This window comes from Methylobacter tundripaludum SV96, from assembly GCF_000190755.2.
Classification (GTDB): Bacteria; Pseudomonadota; Gammaproteobacteria; order Methylococcales; family Methylomonadaceae; genus Methylobacter_A; species Methylobacter_A tundripaludum.
In genome coordinates this window covers 2,169,594-2,188,337 of record NZ_JH109152.1, presented here as the reverse complement: position 1 = coordinate 2,188,337, position 18,744 = coordinate 2,169,594, and the positions used below count along the sequence as shown (strand labels likewise).

Annotated in this window: 9 protein-coding genes and 1 riboswitch; of the genes, 3 read left to right on the top strand and 6 right to left on the bottom strand. The window is 54.7% G+C overall.

The genetic code is table 11. The features are described from left to right. Positions 1–82: 82 nt before the first annotated feature. From METTU_RS09850 to METTU_RS09825, 6 genes are all read right to left on the bottom strand, one after another. Complete coding sequence (locus METTU_RS09850; protein ID WP_169624887.1) at positions 83–2,590, bottom strand: S8 family serine peptidase; 2,508 nt, start codon at positions 2,588–2,590, stop codon at positions 83–85. Between the two features lie 166 nt (positions 2,591–2,756). Next, positions 2,757–3,359, bottom strand: a complete 603-nt coding sequence (locus METTU_RS09845) for a hypothetical protein (protein ID WP_006891320.1) — start codon at positions 3,357–3,359, stop codon at positions 2,757–2,759. 155 nt (positions 3,360–3,514) lie between these two features. Continuing rightward, positions 3,515–6,283 (bottom strand): multicopper oxidase domain-containing protein, encoded by a 2,769-nt coding sequence (locus METTU_RS09840; RefSeq protein ID WP_006891319.1) that lies wholly within the window; start codon positions 6,281–6,283, stop codon positions 3,515–3,517. 35 nt (positions 6,284–6,318) lie between these two features. Then, positions 6,319–7,662 carry a multicopper oxidase domain-containing protein gene (locus METTU_RS09835; protein ID WP_006891318.1) on the bottom strand — a complete coding sequence of 448 codons (1,344 nt, stop codon included), beginning with the start codon at positions 7,660–7,662 and terminating at the stop codon, positions 6,319–6,321. Between the two features lie 23 nt (positions 7,663–7,685). Further along, positions 7,686–9,095: a multicopper oxidase domain-containing protein gene (locus METTU_RS09830; RefSeq protein ID WP_006891317.1), complete on the bottom strand. Its 1,410-nt coding sequence runs from the start codon at positions 9,093–9,095 to the stop codon at positions 7,686–7,688. 71 nt (positions 9,096–9,166) lie between these two features. Continuing rightward, entirely contained in the window at positions 9,167–14,947 is a 5,781-nt protein-coding gene (locus METTU_RS09825) for an SdrD B-like domain-containing protein (RefSeq protein WP_006891315.1), read from the bottom strand. Positions 14,948–15,479: 532 nt separating this feature from the next. Beyond that, positions 15,480–15,554: riboswitch (cyclic di-GMP riboswitch) on the bottom strand. A 560-nt stretch (positions 15,555–16,114) separates the two neighbouring features. On the opposite strand from METTU_RS09825, the gene rph reads away from it, so the two are divergent. From rph to METTU_RS09810, 3 genes are all read left to right on the top strand, one after another. After that, positions 16,115–16,837 carry a ribonuclease PH gene (rph, locus tag METTU_RS09820; protein WP_040580354.1) on the top strand — a complete coding sequence of 241 codons (723 nt, stop codon included), beginning with the start codon at positions 16,115–16,117 and terminating at the stop codon, positions 16,835–16,837. Further along, positions 16,834–17,445: an RdgB/HAM1 family non-canonical purine NTP pyrophosphatase gene (rdgB, locus tag METTU_RS09815; protein ID WP_006891312.1), complete on the top strand. Its 612-nt coding sequence runs from the start codon at positions 16,834–16,836 to the stop codon at positions 17,443–17,445. The genes rph and rdgB overlap by 4 nt, the downstream gene beginning before the upstream one ends. Before the next feature lie 149 nt (positions 17,446–17,594). Continuing rightward, complete coding sequence (locus METTU_RS09810; protein WP_006891310.1) at positions 17,595–18,659, top strand: phosphotransferase enzyme family protein; 1,065 nt, start codon at positions 17,595–17,597, stop codon at positions 18,657–18,659. The last annotated feature ends 85 nt before the right edge of the window (positions 18,660–18,744 follow it).

Genomic DNA, 18,744 nt, shown 5'->3' with positions numbered 1-18,744 from the left:
AACCAGTGTTACTCACTATCCACAAAAACAACAGTAAATAAGCTCCCCGACGTTAAGGCTGGGGAGCTCAATCTGGGCGGCGTTACGGCCCGATAACAGTAGCCCTCGTTGAAGCAAAAGCGTCGAAATACAAGGTTCCGCTGGCGGTATTAACAAGACCGGTAGAGGTGCCCAGCCGTACCGTATCCAACGAATAGGCGCTGGTGTTCAGGGCGCTCAGCGTCTGCCTGAGCACTCCGTCCGTGTAAAGCTGAAAGGATGCTGACGTACCGGACTGCCAAGCTATCTCGACGGGGTGTGCGGTGTTGTTGGCAAGAGTAACCCAGTTCGTGTAGGTCGTGCCGCCTGATCTCAACACAGCACCGCGCACTTGGTAGCTGCTGCCGTTGCGCTTGAATTGCACCTGAAAGATAGTCGTGCCGGCTGCATTCAGGCCGGAGAAAATCGTCACCTGCCCACTCCCCGGATTGGTACTGTGCGGGTTGAAATAGAACCGTGCGTGATAGCTCTTTTCAAGAGTTGGCGTCCCATCGGCAACATAGCCCGGAGCAGTACCGCCTCCAAGAGTGGCCTGCATGCCATAAATTCCGCCGGTGGTCATCGCTGCGGCGGCGGTATTAACGCTAATACGAGTGCCGGTAACGCCTCCGTTCCAGGCCGAGAAGCCCCCTGACTCGAAGCCGTCAATGAAAATGGCATTCGGCGCAGCTATGGTAATGTTCGCCGATACCGCGGCACTCCAATTTCCAGCGCTATCTCTAGCCCTGACGAACAGCGTATGGCTACCGGATGTCCAAGTGCCGACGTTAATAGTTGCGGCGACAGTGCCGCCCGACACCGACATCGAATACCCCAGCCCTTTACCGGGATCATTCCCTTCGAACCATTCGGCCTTAGTAACGCTGCCTGGAGATGGATCGGCAGCGGTAGCGGTCAGGTTGACCGTCGTGTTCGTCAGAGTCGTAGTGACATTGCTGACAGTAGGAGAAGTCTTATCGATGATCAGCACTGTGCTGCTCATTGCCCCCCAGTTTCCGGCAAAATCCTGGCCGTGCACGTAAAGGATATGGGAGCCATCGCCAAGCTGGGCGATGATCGTCAGCGGAATGTCTGCGTAGACGGCTTCAGCCGGACTATCATAAACCCCGTCGTCGGCGAGAAATGCCAAGCCGGAGCCATTGCTTCCAGCCGAGTCGACGAATACCTCGGCAGTTCTAATATTGGACTGTAAGCCATTGATGGCCGGATCGGCCACAGTAGCAGCCACCCGAACGGCGGGCGCATTGATGTCAAAACCCAGAGTCCCGTTACTGGGATTAGGGCTTACGCTGATACTGTTCGTGTCAGGTCCGGTGGCATCCACTGCCGTAGACGGATTGCCGGCGTTGAGCACCACCCAGTCATAGGCAGCCGGCAGATTGATACGGCCGTAACCGAAACTGTTGTCAGGCCCCGGAGTTCCAAGGTCTACCGCGGACAAAAGCAAAGCATCCCGTTGCTGTGCCACCGTCAACTGCGGATAGGCACTGAGCAGCAGCGCCAAGCCCCCGGCGATATGCGGAGCTGCTACCGAAGTTCCGGATTGGCTGGTATAAAAACCGAAAAGATCGGTCGTTGAAATATTCACGCCCGGCGCCACAAGTTCCGGATAGACTGTCGAGGCCTCGCCGCAAGCCGAAGGCCCTTTTCCGCTGTAGGCATAAAGTTGATCAAGATTGTTTGTAGCGCCGACCGCAAAAGCTTCCGGATAATTGGCCGGACTAACGCTGGTGCTGCTGCCCGGACCATAATTCCCAGCCGCGAACACCGGGACTATACCGGCGGATACCAGCGCCTGAAGATCTGGTTGAAAGGCCAGATTGCAACCTGGAGCACCATACGCCCAAGAGTTGTTCACTACTTGGGGTGCATCAGCCGTGGCGGGATTTCCATCGGGATCCAGAAGCCACTGGAAAGCCTGATGAATTCCAGTTATCGTGGCGGAGCCGTTATCTTTGAATATTTTCGCGGCGATCCACTGAGCCCCCGGCGCCACCCCAACGGAAGTGGCTCCGGCATCTCCGCCGACCATGAGCCCCATTGTCCAGGTACCGTGGCCGGTCGGATCATAAGGCGTTGCATGCTGCGCATAGGGATCGTACCAGCTGTTTGAGCCGCCCCGCCATCGATTGGCGAGGTCGGGATGCGTATTGTCCACGCCGCTGTCCAGATTGGCTACCACCACCCCTTGTCCGTAGAAACCTAAATCCCAAACGTCAGGCGCTCCTATCAAAGAAAGGTTGGGCTCGGGAGACATTGTTGCAGGCACAATGTTGACTTCATCCGCTTCAATCCGCTCCACATCGGCCCGGTCAGCCAGTTCCTGGATCACGCCCGGAACGGCAGTGACGGAGAAGCCGTTGAATACCCAGAACGACTTATACGTGCCGACTCGTCCATGGCCCCGGCGCAATTCCAGAAAAGATTTCAGGCTGCGTTGAGAGAGATCGGCCTTATTCCGTAACGCATTGACTACGCCTCGAAGCCGTTCTGTGCGGTGCAAATTGCGGAAAGACGCCAGATTGGCCCGGTCCTTCAAATACACGATCACGGAGATTTCTTGTGTCGAGGATGACGCAGCTATCGCAGACCGCACCTCGGAAGAAATTTTTCCCTGATTCGAGATCGCCGCAGGAACAGCGGGCAAATAACAGACCAGAGCAAGGTTTATCGCGATAAGAAAGACAGTCTTCATGATATGGGCCTCATAACTGGGATTATTGCGCGACTATCGGCTCGACCTTGATCTTGCCGAAGGCTACGGAAACAGGAGTACCGGCTTTTACCGCATTGCGGACGTTGGGATAGAAGGTAAACGGAGCGGTGCCTTTCTTCATGCCCATCTGGCTATGATGCCTGCTGCCCATTTTGGTCGGTGATAGTGTCAAGCCGCTGTCCACCGCAGTCAGCACAGGCGCATTCTCAGGATCATGGAGCAAAGCCGCAGCCTTTGCCGGATCGACAAGCTTGTAGCGAAAATCGACGATCCCGCCCACTGCCGAAACACCGATGAGCGTGACGCGAACGCCGTATTGAGCCTCCAACTGATCGTTGGATATGTACGCGGTTGATGCCTGAACCGCTACCGGCGGTGCAGCAATGCTGCGCTGATAATAATACCATCCCCCCCCAGTCAATAAGGCGGTAGCGCTCAAGGCGGTGAGGATACGCCCCACGTAGCGGAACCTTGGCACCGCATGCTTGTGCCTGGAAAGACTCGTTTCGGTCTCGGCCATGCTAGGGCAAGCCATAGCGCTCGCTGTAGATATGGACATGATGGATCTACGGCCGAAGCCGGAAAAAAGGGATAACTTTTTCATTTATTGTTCTCCTGATTATCAAAGAATACGGCATGGATCATGGCCCAGCCACATTCACTTTCGTTTTTTGTTGGCTTAGCTCAGCCCATCAACGCCCGTTGCAGTTTGGTCCGGAGGTAAGGCGAACCCAAGCCCGCCTTACCCGGTTCTAGCTGCTACGGGATGTCGAAGGCATCGATATCATGATTGCCGGCAGTCAGTCCTTTACCTGTACCATCGAAATATACCGACCAAGCACCGTTGTTGTAGTACACGACGTCTTCGTCCTGAACCGTTCCAATACCTGGCACAGCCACGGTAGCCGTGTTGAAGGAGAGATAGAAGTGCTTCGCGTCCACGAATTTCAGACCGTCAACGTTGGCAGCGGTGGCCCCGGCAGGCAGCGGGTTGGCGATAGCGGTGACATCGACCGTCCGGCTGAACGCCGTACCATTCCAGAGGTAGATATCCGCATCATCGGCCGTGCCTCCTACGCCCGGCAGATTGGTGTTGCCGACCGTCGAGAAGTAGATGTTGCTTCCATTGATGGTGAACGCATCAATATCGAGATTGTCGGCAGTCAACCCTTGGGCGGTACCATCGAAGAACACCGACCAGGTGCCGTTGTCGTAATAGACAATGTCTTCATCCTGAACCGTTCCAACACCTGGCACAGTCACGGTAGCAGAGCTGAAGGAGAGATAGAACTGCGTATTGCTTACACGCTGAAATCCGTCAACGTTGGCGGCGGCAGGCAGCGGGTTGGCGATAGCGGTGACATCGACCGTCCGGCTGAACGCAATACCATTCCAGAAGTAGATATCCGCATCGTCGGCCGTGCCTCCCACACCCGGCGGATTGGTATTGCCGAACGTCGAAAAGTAGATCGGCGATTGCACCGTTACGGTTCCGCTGACTGTACCAGTACTCCAGTTTTGAGCAGCATCCCTGGCGCGAACATTCACGGTATGATTTCCCTCTGCCCAGTTCAATGAACGCGCATTCTCGTTGGAGGTGACCGTCCATGGCCCCGTCGTCCCACCTGTTGCCGTCATAGGGTGGCCAAGGCCTATACCGGGATCCGTGCCTTCGAACCACTCGCCCCCGGCAATGCCCAAAGTTGGGGCCGCATCGGTTGCATTGGCAGAAAGTACGAAGCTGGTGAAGGCCGGATTCGGAGTAGCCGTCACAACGCCAGTTACCGCAGGCGCGACCTTATCGATAAGCAAGTTGTTGTTGCTGGTAAACACGCCCCAATTGCCGGCAGCATCTCTGGCTCTCACATGCACAACATGATTGCCACTGTTCAGCGTCGTTACAGTTCCCAGCGGAATATCAGCGTAGGCATTTTCAGATAGACTATTGAAACTGCCATCGCTCGGGACGAATGGGAAAACCGATGTCGTATTGTTGTCGAGATAGCCCTCGACGGCGCTGACATTGGTCAGGTTATCCGTTGCCGCTGCAACGATACGGGCCGCAGCCGTGCTCGAATTAACCCCATTTTTGCCATTGGAGGCGATGGGCGTGACTGTCGTCGACGGCCCGGCTGTGTCCTGTATAAGGCTGACAGCAGGAGCGAACGCGCCCCAGTTATTGGCGGCATCGCGGCTGCGCACCAAAATATTATGCGCACCCTGTACCGGTGCCGTGATCGAGGCGGCGGCAATCGCTACCGCGCCGGGCGATGCTACAGGCATAAATACGCCACGGGTTGCGTCAGAAGGGGGCGAAGCCGCATCAATAAAGTATTCGGCTGCGTCGACATTACTGTTACCGGTACTCGTATCATTGCCTGTCGCGCTTAAGGCTATGGTGGCCGCATTGCTGGGATTGGGCGTCATAGTTATGCCGCTGGTCACCGGACCGGCCGTATCAGTCGGAGGCCCTGGAGGCGCTGGAGGCGTTCCCGGCGTTGGCAAAACGCCGTCTCCGCCCAAAGCCACAAAAGTCAGCATTCCGCCCATGCCGGCGGCACTACTGTTATTCAGGTTCATGCCGGCATCGTATACAGCGAACCTGCTATCGGGTACTGCCGCGGACGAAATCGTTGTAATGGCATCAACTGTCTGGCCGGGAGCGATGGTCTCGGATACACCGTCGCGCGGATGCAGAATCAAGCTGCCGTCATTAGCGATAAATTTTTGCCGCAGGCCCAACAGCGCCATCGAATGATGTTTGATCCCGGCATTGACGTAGCGCAGCAGCAGGTTAAAACCGGACGCCGGATAAGGTGTAGCTACCGGATCCGGAAGCGTTATCAGATCGGGACTTGGATGGGCCTTGCCGTTGATCAGGAAATACTTGGGCGCGAATTTGCGCATATCGAACCCGGCTGGGTTCGCGCTGTTGTTCAAGGCTGTGTCGATCTCGCTGACCAGCACCAGAGCTTCGTCGTCAAAAGCCGTGGTCGCGCCATAGGCTTGATTCGGAGTCGCAGGACGCACTACGAGCGCACCGTATAAGCCCATCGCGGGCTGGTGCTGGGTGTTTTCCGGCAGACCGGCCTCGTACAAGTAAGTGCCGGGTTCTGAAGCTTTGAAAGTGTAGCTCTTGGTTCCCCCCGCCGCTGTCCCGACCGTATCCGGCGGCAAGCTCTGTCCCTGGAACAATAGCGCCGTGGGTTCGGATAGTGCGTTGTGCAAGTTCACAGTGACCGTATCGCCCTGATTAACGATCAAAACAGGACCGGGCAAGCCGGCCGGGTCGGCAGCCGCAGCCGCATAGCCCCAGACGGGTACGGTGACGCCCGTTGTCAGCGTTGCAGTACCCGGCTTAGCCCACAATTCACAGCTGACAGTAGTTCCAGTGCCGGTGCAGGCCGCGCTCGTCGGCAACGCGGCATTGGCCGGCAGCTGATAAAGCCCGGAACCTAGTACGCTCGCTATTGCCAGAGGTAGGGCTTTGCGTTTAAATTTTTTGAATATATTAGTCGATATTAACATGTCCGTTATCTCCTGAGTTTTCCGCAAAAGCCCCGTTACTGAGCGCACGAATTGGGTAGAGGTGGATCGACACGCATATAAGTAATCGGCCCCGTCATGTTTACACCCCATGAAGTGATCTGATACAGAGCGTGATTATGCGAAATGATGTAGTACTCACCGCAGGTATTAAGCGTCGACCAATTGGGCGGTTGTTGTCCTTGTACGCCAAGGTAGGGGCTGAAGTTGTAGAACTGCCCGAAAAACTGGTTGGCGATCTGAGGAATATTAATATCCACCGGATTGTCAGGCGAATAGTGCTCGGCGTCGTGCCAGCTAAACAGCACGTCCCAAGTCTGTCCCGGCCCGACCGGTACAATAAATTTCTCGAAAGACACGTCGTCTCCTGTCGCCGTCTCAAGTGAACGGCCGTCTCGGCCGACTACCGACCCGTTGTTACCATGCGGGTGGAACGGGTAATCTTCCGAGCCTACATTCAAATACCGGATTGCGCCGGGATAAGGGTGGGCCGGAGCACCGTACGGATGAACGCGTGCCAAGGCTCCATAAGGTTGGTTCGGTAGAAATGCCGCGGCGTTATCGGCGATGCTGTCCGGAAAGCCGCGTCCGTTAATGAGCCAATAGCGCGGCTTGTAGTTGTTAAAGTTAAAGTTGGCCGCCGGATTGACTTCGACCGCCCAATGCTGATAGGGGTCGATCTCCGAAAGCAGGGCAAGGAACTCTTCATCCCAGTTGCCTGCGCCCGCGGAATTGTCCGATGTAGTGAACCGGCTATCCGCACGGTTGTACAGGTGGTCGGAGCCGCCGCCTGTTCCGGTCGGACGCACGATCAGCGTACCAAACAGCCCCATGCGCACCTGCTTCTGCGGGTTGGTGCCCGATTCATATATATAGGTACCGGGCAGGTTTGCGACGAAACTGTATTGAACCACCCCAGGAATATTGTTGGCTTGTGCGGGAGCTGTTGTGGTCAACGAGGTTGCGCGGCTAGCGGTGAATTCCGGCTGGGCCGGAACTCCATTGGCCAGAATGTCGGTTTGCCCCGGAAACATGATCGAAACTTTTTCCGGCAAGTTATTGGTGAGGGTGATGGTCACGGTGTCGCCTTGGTTGACGCACAACACCGGGCCTGGATGCTGGAAGCTCTGTCCCTGCACCGAGTAACCCCACATATACATAGTATTGCCGTCGGGCAATTGGATGTCGCCGGTCTGGGTCGTGAGATTGAAGCTCGGATTAGGGCTGGTTCCGTTGGTGCAGGCGACACCCAAGGGGTCGGCCATGACCATCGTGGGCAGGCCCACAAGCAAGCTTGAGATAGCGACCGCCAGCGGTGTTGCCAGTTGCCGTGACAGCTGTTTAAAAGTTGACGTATTCATAGTGAACTCCGTTTGGCGAGTCGTCAGGCGACCGTAGGGTTTTCGTTGGGTATGGTCTGCGGACTAATGGTTCCGGGAGGATATACCCGGATTTCGGTACGCTGGCCGCCGGCGCCGCCGCTCTGATTGTCCGAACGATCATAGGCGCGGTTGTACAGGATGTAGACGTCAGGTCCTGAGCCGCCTGAATGCGGTGGTGCAGTAAAGATCGCGTCAAAGCTCTCCCCGGCGCCGAAAGACAGCGTGTTGGTCTCGTAGCTGGTGTCCACTCCAGTACGCGCCGTCCCGCCCGCAATAACGCCGCGCATTGGGGTCGCGTCCTTGCCCACCACTTTCATCTTGATGCCGGCAAGCGTCATTGACGCTTCCTTGAAGCCAAGATTGGCAAAACGCAGCAACACCCGTTCGCCTGCGTTGCAGGTCGCCAGAGCCGACAGCGGCTGGTATTGCAGGTCTGGTCGTCCGGTCGGAACGACCAGATCACCGTCCGCTTGACGTTGCGTGTCGTAGGCATGCGTGGAAGTCGCGGCATTGTATGGCGAATTGGGTTCCAGGGTATCGGGATAGACCCGTCCGTTGAGCAAAGTAAAATCCACCTTGTAATCGCTCCATTCCGGCAGCTGGATATGGGCGTCGGCCCAATGGGATTCGGCCCACACCTCGGACAGGAACATCGCGAACTCACGGTCGAAGCCGGTGGAGCCATCGCCATCGTTATAGGCAAACTTGCCGCTCGGGTATAGCGCAGTATTGCCATTCTGCCGTGGCCGTACAAAGACCAGGCCGGTCATGCCCATATGCACATGCTCGGTGTCCTCTACGTGACAGTGGAACATATAAGTGCCGGGATCGCGCGGTTTAAAGATATAGCGAAACACGCGGCCTACCGGGACGGCAAAGGAGCCGGTCGGTTCCCCGTCAAAAAACGGGATAACGTTACGGAAACCATGCCAGTGTACCGAGTGCGAATCGGTCAGGTCAGGCCGTTGCGCCAAGCCGACGTTCAGCAGGTCCAGCCGGAAAGTATTGGCGCCGGTGAATTCATCAACCCAGAACAGCGGTGCGCTATGCTGAGCTTTATTTTTTTGTCCGATTACCAGCGGGTTCATTTTTGTCGGATCCGCTGGGTCCATTGGCGGTATGCCGGTCATATTGCGGAAGCCGAAAATGTACGTCGTAAAGTTCGTCGGAGCATAGGTGTCGGGGTGGAACGTAGGTATCCCAGGGGATGCCGGTAAAGAGATCCAGCCGTCGGTGCCGACGAAGAATAAATCAGCCGGGTCGCTCGGAGTCGCCGCCGCGTCGCTGATAGGTAAGAGTTGGCGACGCAGTTGGCCGGGCAGCAGTCCGACGCCGCCAGTGATGGCAAGGCCGCTGCCGGCAAGTTTTAGAAAACGCCGGCGGCCGTGGTTGGAAAGTTTGTTATTGCTCATGTCAATTTCTCCTAAGAATTCGTTTGGGCTGAGTTGGGGGGCTGGCTGCCCCCCTTTTTCCATCACCAAGCTTACGGCACCATACCGCCGCTGAAATTGTCGACCCTCGCGCTACTTGGGAGCTGCATTCCGATTCGGCCACCGCTTGCGCCTTGCGTCCACGCACCACTCCCAGTCATCGGAATAATGACGCTACCGACCAGTGTTGTGGTGGTGCCTGCGGTCTTATAGACCTCCACGGTGCCATTCGCCCGGGCGACTGCGCTCAGCGTGTTGCCGTTGGCGAAATTGGCGCCGGCGGTGAATGTGGCACGGGTGTTGTAGGAGCCGCCAGAGTTAGTTGTCGTCTGCACAACGATTCTGCCACCACTCGCCGTTTGATATTGCACACGGATGAAGTTTGCCGGTATCGATGCGGAGCCACCGCTTGCCTTTAGCACCAACGCTGCGTTGTTCAGCGTCGTGTTGGCGAAGGTGAAGGCCGCCGCCTGGTTGGCGCCGAAGTTGTTGCCGATACCGTTCCAGTAGGCGGCACCAGGCAACAGCAAATCAACCGCTTGGCTACTGTTGACACGTATTGCCGCGTTACCGAAAAGGACAATCTGGCTCCAATTCCCTCCCAACGTATTGGCATTAGCACGGTTGAAGTTATCCAATACTGCCAGCGCCGGCAGTGTTGGAGTGCCACCACCACCGCCACCCGGTGTGCCACCGCCGCCCGGTATGGAACCGACAATACCTTGTTCATCGGCACCGGAGTCTGGCAATCCCGTACGGGCACCGTCGTCGATGTCGAGGCCAGGCGCATTTACACCATTTTTGCTACCTGCGCCCAAATTGATAGCCGTAGACCCCGCCAGCAGGTGGTAGTCTCCCAAGAGCGTAGGCGGCAAATCCGCGGATACCAGAATCGCGCCGATGAACGCCGGGTTGGTCCGCCATGCCGCAAAATCCAATATTGTGTCGTAGGGTGTGACAACTTGTGGATCCGAGTTAGCGTTAGTCGCCGATGTAATATACGCATACTGTCCTGCGTTTTGCTGCACGATGGAGTTGGTCGGCGCCAATAGGCCGCTGGTATCCGATGCGCCTAGGTCCCAAAGGTTTAGCGCCGTGGCATCACCCGCTGCGCCAATACCAGTGACAGTACTGCCGGAGCGCGCTCCGGCGCGGTTGTCCCAGAAAATGTTGTTGAACAACAAAGGATTGCTCCAGTTGGTTACCGGGTTTCCGAGCGCAGCCTGCAACTGAGCGCTATTTAATGAAGTGGAAAGTCCCGCCGGCGCCGGAGAACCTGTGCTGGTGACTGCGGTGGCGGTAGTGATGTTCTTCATGATCGTGTTGTTGTAAACACGAACAGCCGGCGCATCGTTAAGACTGATACCGCCGCCTTCGTGAGTCGATACATTGTTCACGATCATGTTGTTATAAACATCGCTGTTGCACGGAGTGTACGTATTTGCCGCCGGTGCGCAGTCCGCCGCTGCCTGTAAAAAGCGTATGCCGCCGCCGTCGTCATTGGCCAGGTTGCCCTGGATGAGATTGCTGTATATGGCAACCGGCCCTGCCCCGGTTGAGAGATTGTCTGGGTTGGACGGCAGTGCCCCGGCGATCATGATGCCGGCGCCTTCGTCGTAAGAACGATTGAGGTAAATGCGGTTGTGATGGATCTTGCCGCCGAAGTTGGTGGTACTGTTAAAAGACGCTGCGCGGTTGTAATTGAGGCCATAGGCGCTGATACCGCCACCGTACTCCGCCGAGAAGTTGCCGCAAATGTCATTGCCGGCCACCTCATAATTGCTGGTTCCGGCGAACAGTCCGACAGCTCCCGCTAAATTGGTACCGCCATTGGCAATAATGCGGTTATTGGCAATGCGCACGTTGTCGTTGTGCTGATCGGTGCCTTCGTTGGCGTCATTGCCCTGTAGATTCGGCGTACCGACACGCACTGTACCGTAGGCGCCGCCATTATTCTGGACCACGTTATTGGTGATCTGCAGATAATGGGCGTAGCCGTTGGCGAAAATAGCCCCGCCTTGGGTCACGACATTAGGCGCTAAGCCTGTCGGTGTACCTCCGATCTGGTTAATGTTGGTGGGAAAGCCCTGCTGGTCGCCACCGCGCAGGTCCAGACCATCGATACTGGCTCTGAACGTCGAACCGAACTGCGTCCTCGTTTGCGGGTACACGGTAATCACCGCGCCTTCGTATACTGTCTGTGTCCCTACCCAGGCCAGATTGGCAACCGTAGTGCGCCAGTCGGTCGCCTGCTGGGTATCACCGGCAAAAGCACTACCATCAATAATAGTGCCTGCGACCGTGCTACCGTCGCTCCGAATCCCTCCAGGTCCTATGCCTTGCAGTTTCACCGGCGAATGGATAATCAAGTTTTCGTAATACGCGCCGCGTGGATTAGCCCGCGGATTGGCATCCGCCACGCCGGGATAAACCACTACCAGCGTTTGTGTATTAACGGCAGCCGCATCCAATGCGTTTTGGATTGCATGGGGATTTGTCAGGGTGTTGATGCCAGGCCCCACGGTGATGACGTTCGGCATGTAGTTGCCACCAAGCACATGGAAAGTCAGACCGTTCACCGTCTTCTGGCCATTGGCCGAAACGATAGTGAGCTGGTGCGGCCCAACAAAAGCGGCGCTGGAGGTTATCTGCATGGTAATTGACGTAGGCGTCCATGCTGCCGTCGGAACAGGCACACTATCAAGATAGACATTGGCCGGGCCGGTCTTGGTGCCGAAATTGTCGCCCTGGATCGTGACAGCAACCGTTGCTGTCCCAGAAGGCCGAGTAACAACAGGCGTCGACACAGCCATCAACTCAGGCACCAACTTTTCAGGTGGCGTGGCATTTGGACCCGTGTATATATTAAGAGGGCAACTCAAGGGCTGAGCGACCTGGCCGCCCGGTAATTGCACCGTGACACCGACCTGCGTTGGCGCTAGGTCAGCCGGAACGATTAAGCCTGGGATTGCCTCGAACTCTGCCGCGATGGTGCGGAACTCCGGATGGTAGTTCAGATTCAGATTACCTGGAGTGCCTGGATCGTTACCGACAAAACGGTAGAGATTGGCACAAACACCGGAAGGCGTTGGACAACTGATGCGGTTGGTGGAAGGTAACAGCACGTCGAACAAGCCGTTGAAATCCGACTCGGCCGTATGAACCAGTTTGTTGGACCAGTCATAAATACCGACCGGTGCAAACGGCACGCCAGCCTTTTCCCCATAATTCAGCGCCTTCGGATCGGATGAGAAGTTGAGGTCGTCGACAATGAGGCCCCAGAAACGCGCTGGGATAGGTACGTCGGTGAAGACAGTGAAACTTGGGGCAACCGATTTGCCGTTGCTGACATGCACCAGTTTCATGTTGCACAGGGGCTTAGGCTGACCCTCATATGGACTTCCTCCGATACTAACGAAGGTTGAATTTACCGTCGGCGTTGATGCGGGCACGGTGACGCCAACCGGCACGGTATTGCCGTCTCCGACAAGCGGACCGTAGTTGTCGGTGCCGTAACCAGCCACGTCGACCTCATGCAGCGGACCGGCGCATTCCGGTGGCGGGATTTGCGGCACAAAGGTATCGCCATTGGCGATATTGATGTCTTCTTCCCTGGTAAACTTATACAGCGGCCGGCCGAGTGCGTCGTTCGGGACCTCAACTTCGACCAGGTAATCACCGGGGCTAAGTCCGCCAAAACCGTAGTTGCCGTCCACTGCCGCGCCGAAATTGGTCGGGGCCGCCGGATTGTCGGGCATCGGGCCGAACTGTATGCCCATCAGCGGGCCTTCCAGGCATTCTGCGGCCGGGTTGGCTGGCAAAACCTGCTGGCCGACAAGGGGGTTGCCGTCGACATCGCGAGCTACGCAGCCGCTGGGCCGCTGCCAGGTTTCGGTGATGTAGGTTTGAAGCGGACTCACAGTTGCTTTTTTGAAAGCACCGTTTACCTCCAACTCATAGCGACCGCTTGCGTCGCACGGTGCCCCGGTATTGGTGCCACAAGGGACAGGCGCATAAAGTTTAACAGGCAAATTGGAAACGCCCGGCTGCCAAGCCTCCACGGCTGCAAAGCGCGGATCAGTTTCATTGCGGGTGGTGTCGTAGCTGACCGTGCCGACTATGCCGCCGTTGGTGCCGGCTTCATAGCTGTGTTTGCCCCAGTCAAGATGGCCCGACAGGCCGATGATGGGCAACACGCTGACATCCACGCCTTCGCCCGGCACGGTCGTTTCGTTCGGCTGGTTGTCGGCCTGATAGGTGATGCCGGTGCTGTAGTGCAAGTCATCATAAGCCTCCATAACCAGCCACTGCGTCATCGGATAGGCGTTTTCCATGACATAATGACCGTTCGCGTCGGTAGTCACAGTAACAGCGCCACGGTCCATTAATGAATTTTCGCGCTTTTTCATGCTAACGGGATAATTAGCCAGCCCTGCTTCACCGGGGTCTTTCTTGCCGTTCTTATTGGTGTCGTTATAGACGTACCCTTCGAACTTGCTCCACCAGCCGGTCAGCGGCAGCACGCCCATATCGACGCTTTCATTAGGACCCACGGAGAGCTGAACAAGGTCGAGGATATAGTTCAAGTTGGAATCCCACCAGGTCAAGGTATAGTTCCCCTCAGGGACACCCGGAATCGAAAAATGACCGTTGGCGTCGCCTTGGCCTATCCATACGGCGGTGTCTCCGTTCGTCAAGTCGGTCAGGGCGATCCAAGGGTTTTTGACTGGGCCATCAATCTTTGCACCAGCCAAACCTCCCCAAATTGTTCCAGGGAGTCCTCCGACACCGCCCGTGGTTGGAACGTAGACCTTTACGGCGTCAATGAAACCTGAAATCGATCCGCCACCACCCGATAATGTATTTTTCGATTGTACATAACCGAAAATGGCGGCCGGGAAGGGTTCGCCCGCGACAACGAACTCCGTATCCAGTCCTGTTGCGCCCTCCATGACCCAGCTATCCCAATCCAGGTTGCCTTCCAGCGTTGTCGTCTGCTGCCAATTGGAACCATTGGGCGGCGTAATGGACAGTGCGTAGCGGTTAGGACCCAAGTTAGGTATCTTGAGCTTGCCTTCGACGGTATTTCCGGACGCGTCGGTAGTCGGGCAATGGCCTACGGCATCAACAGGAGCAACAGTGCCTACGTCTACCCCGTTTACGACGACGTAACATTGGCTAACGCATTGACCTCCACACAGCGGATCACCGTTTACGTCAGTAGTGACCTCATCAATATAGTCGGTGATATGGCCCACAAATCCTGCCAAGCCACGTTCTGCGGGTACATCTGGCGCGCCGTTGGTCGGCGAGATATCCTCGAACACCGCGGCCTGGATCGTAGCGCTTGGTAATGCACCGTTAGGCTGCAGTTGGACAGTCACGTTACTCACTGGCGCTGTAACGTGTACGCCGTCGAGTTTGTAGCCGTCGGCCAGTACGGAAATCAGGTACTTTCCATTGGTCAAGTTAACATCGGCGATGTCGTTCTGATCGCCCTGCGTATAGATCGGGCTGGAGCCTGGTACGCCAGCGATCGAGACCCAGTTGCACGGCCTGTTCGGGTCGGACACCGTTCCGGGATATGCGGGATCAGCAGGCGAACACCCTCCCGCAGGGCTGAGCTGTTCTGTGGTGCCGGTATTGTCGACGTTGATGATGTATTTATAGTCAGCGATCGTCGTGTTTCCATCTCGGCTTTGAACTGTCAGGCTCAGCGCATAAACCTGTGTTGTTCCGAAGGCTGAAACCAGCAATCCCAATGATAATATCGTCTGTACTATCCCTCTGGAGCTGAGCAGATGGACATGCGTCTTAGATTTTTTCTTATTCATCGAAGTAAGCTCCTGCTTAATAATTATGAACAAATGAGAAAAGCTTCCGTGATAAGGGACTCCCTGTACCGGGTGGTTTATCGGTGAATCATCAGATTTTTTGCATAGCAAAAACCATCTCCGGAGCTAGTAAATATGCTCCGGTGCCGACGTACCGCCTTAATTGGGTTTCTCGGGTTAAGTTGTTGCGCGGGTAGTCATTGTTAGCATTGAAAACATATCTTCTCGTCCTGTGACGGAATGATTTCGATGCTTAATGGAAATTGTTGAAGCCCCGTAAGGTACTGCGCCATCGAAGGTCTTTAAGACGGGTATGATCTCAGGATTGACAGAGCTGAGAGTGAATGAGGGTGAAATTTGTGGAAGCCACGTTTTTATAAGATGTTGTTTGACTGCCATAGCTGCATTCTCGCATTGAGCCAGGCTGATTGTTGTTTAATTCAGATTTAGTTATGTCGCATTTTGGTACACCGCGAAATGACCAACCAAACAGCAAAGCCTAACTGTATTAATAACCTTAACGCAGGTTACCTTCGGCAGTCCGGCTTTCCGTTTTGGAACCGTAACTTTCTGTCCCTACCTTTCAATAGGTTTAGCTTTATTTATTTATTTTTAGTCATTAAATTAATATTTATATTTGTAGCGTATAAGTTGAAGCACAACGTCTTCGGGTCTCAATGTCTCATGGAAATATTTTCGACGCTATCCGTACGAATACTGACAATTACCACACTTAATACACTGTTTTCATACGATATTGCAACAGTAACGCTTCGGTAAAAAATTGCTTAAATCGGGCAAAATATAACCCAATGAAACGTATAAGCTGAAGCACAACATCTTCGGGTCTCAATGTCTCATGGAAATATTTTCGACGCTATCCATACGAATACCGATAGTTACGACACTTACCACACTGTTTTTAATCGACATTGCAGCGCCAATGCTTCGGTTAAAAAACACTCAGCTCGGACACATTTAGAGTGTCATGGCAAGCCTGAAGCTGCTTTGCTCAATCAAAAATTTAAGGCCGACGGCTATTTCAGTCATTTTTCTTTGCCCTGGCATTGCAGCAGACTCTTGCTGGCCGTTGACGAATCTAAATTGCACAGCCGGGCAGCACGCTGTTCAGGTATACTGTGCGGTTTTCATTTCAGCGGAACAACTATGAGACCAAGCGGACGTAACCCGGACCAACTAAGAGACATCAAATTTACCTGCGGTTTTACCAAACATGCAGAAGGCTCTGTCCTGGTTGAATTCGGCGATACCCGGGTGCTTTGCACGGCCAGTGTCGACAGGAGTGTGCCGCGCTTTCTTAAGGGCAAAGGCGAAGGCTGGATTACCGCCGAATACGGCATGTTGCCGCGTTCGACCCACAGCCGGATGGGGCGTGAAGCCAGTAACGGTAAACAGGGCGGACGCACTCTGGAAATTCAACGCTTGATTGGCCGGTCCTTGCGGGCGGCGATTGATCTAAAGGCGTTGGGCGAACACACCATCATGATCGATTGCGATGTGTTGCAGGCCGATGGCGGAACCCGTACCGCGTCGATTACCGGCGGTTTTGTCGCGCTGTCGCTGGCGGTACAAAAAATGCTCAAGCGCAAACAAATCAAAACCAATCCGCTGCACGGGCAAATCGCCTCGGTTTCTGTGGGCATTTATAACGGCGTGCCGGTGCTGGATCTGGATTATGCCGAAGACAGCAACGCGGAAACCGATATGAATGTAGTGATGAACGACGCCGCGGCGTTTATTGAAGTGCAGGGTACGGCTGAAGGTCATGCGTTCAGGAAAGAAGAGCTGGACGCAATGCTGGCGCTGGCAGGTTCAGGCATCAAGGAATTGCTGGAAAAACAACGGTTCGCGATAGAAAATCATAAATGACCTTTTCGACATTACAAAAAATCGTCCTGGCCAGCGGCAATCCCGGAAAGATCAGGGAAATTCAGGCGATACTGGCGGATCATCCTATCGTTCCGCAATCCGCGTTTAATGTTATCGACGCGGAAGAAACCGGCGCTACCTTTGTAGAAAACGCCATTTTGAAAGCCAGAAATGCGGCGTTGCATTGCCAGTTACCGGCGATAGCCGATGATTCAGGGCTGGTGGTTGACGCCCTGAACGGCGCGCCCGGCGTGATTTCGGCCCGGTATGCCGGAGTTGGCGCCAACGATCAGGATAATCTGAACAAGCTGTTGCGGGAACTTGAAGGCGTACCGGATGAACTGCGCACGGCGCGGTTTATCTGCGTGATGGTGTTTATGGCGCATGCGAATGATCCTTGTCCTGTGATCGCCCAAGGCGTTTGGGAAGGCAGGATTTTGGATCACGCCGTCGGCGAAAACGGTTTCGGTTATGATCCGGTGTTCTGGGTGCCTGAGCGAAACTGCGCATCGGCGGAATTACCGGCGGACGTTAAGAATTCGCTGAGTCACCGAGGGCAGGCGCTGAAGACGTTAACGGCATTAATCAAGGCCAGGGAATCTGCTTAAAGAATTGTCCACGAAAGGCACGAAAAACACGAACAATTTCACAACACGATTATTTTGCTTTTTTTCGTGATTTTCGTGATTTTCGTGGACTCTGTTTTTCCTACGGATCAGATTTTTGATGGAACGTCCTCTCCCGTAATTGTATTTTGATGAACACATTACTCCCCATCGCCAGCCGGTTTGCTAATGCCGTTACCGGGATAACCCCGCTCGGTAATGGCTTGATCAATGACACTTATCTGGTCGCAACATCATCATCCCCGTTTGTTCTGCAACGCATAAACCGCACGGTTTTTCCTAAGCCTGAACAAATCATGGCCAACCTGGCTACGCTTAATCGGCATATAGCGCAAAAAACCGATGCTTCGGTCATGCTGCAAATTCCGGAAATTTTAAAGACTAGAGATAACGACTCGCTTTATCAGGAGCCAAACGGCGATTGCTGGCGGGCGTTGAGCTTTATCGCCGATACCGAAAGCATTGAAACTATAGGCTCTATCAGTGACGCGGAGCAGGCCGGATTTGCACTGGGACATTTTCACCGTTTGCTTAGCGATCTTGATCCCTTGCTTTTGCATGACACTCTGCCCGGCTTCCATATAACGCCGGGCTATTTAAAGCGTTATCATCAGGTTAGGCAGCAACCGGCCAACGCGGATCAGCGTTATTGCGCTGACTTTATCACCCGGTTTCAGCCTATCGCCGATGATCTGGAGGCTCCCAAAAAGCAGGGTTTGCTGCCATTGAGGGTTATTCACGGCGACCCCAAATTAAACAACTTCCTGTTTAATAAGCACAGCAGAAGAATCGTCAGCATTATCGACCTGGACACCGTCAAGCCGGGCCTGGTTCATTACGATATTGGCGATTGTCTGCGCTCTTGCTGTTACAGTGCCGATCCGGTCAGATTTAATCCGGATATTTGCGCCGCCCTGTTAAAAAGCTACCTGAACGAAGCCTGCTCGTTTTTTACCGAACACGATTATCGCTATTTATACCCCGCCATCCGGCTGATTCCCTTTGAATTAGGCATCCGGTTTTATACCGATTACCTGGAAGGGAATCGGTATTTCAAGGTCACAGACCCCGAGCAAAACTTACAACGCGCAATCAGCCAATTCCGCTTATGCGAGAGCATCATGGCGCAGGAAACGGCGATTAAAGACATGGTCTTGCAGTTACAAAACAAATTTAATACCGACTCGCCCCATTAATCGCCTGTTGCGGCCCAATATTACCGAGTAGAACTGATTTCTCAAGCATCAACTTAAGAATGCAAGCACTAAAACCACATTTTAA

Coding starts and splice junctions, on each gene's coding strand:
- METTU_RS09840 (WP_006891319.1), bottom strand. CDS start 6,283: ATGTTAATATCGACTAATATATTCAAAAAATTTAAACGCAAAGCCCTA.
- METTU_RS09810 (WP_006891310.1), top strand. CDS start 17,595: ATGAACACATTACTCCCCATCGCCAGCCGGTTTGCTAATGCCGTTACC.
- METTU_RS09845 (WP_006891320.1), bottom strand. CDS start 3,359: ATGAAAAAGTTATCCCTTTTTTCCGGCTTCGGCCGTAGATCCATCATG.
- METTU_RS09835 (WP_006891318.1), bottom strand. CDS start 7,662: ATGAATACGTCAACTTTTAAACAGCTGTCACGGCAACTGGCAACACCG.
- rdgB (WP_006891312.1), top strand. CDS start 16,834: ATGACCTTTTCGACATTACAAAAAATCGTCCTGGCCAGCGGCAATCCC.
- METTU_RS09830 (WP_006891317.1), bottom strand. CDS start 9,095: ATGAGCAATAACAAACTTTCCAACCACGGCCGCCGGCGTTTTCTAAAA.
- METTU_RS09825 (WP_006891315.1), bottom strand. CDS start 14,947: ATGAATAAGAAAAAATCTAAGACGCATGTCCATCTGCTCAGCTCCAGA.
- rph (WP_040580354.1), top strand. CDS start 16,115: ATGAGACCAAGCGGACGTAACCCGGACCAACTAAGAGACATCAAATTT.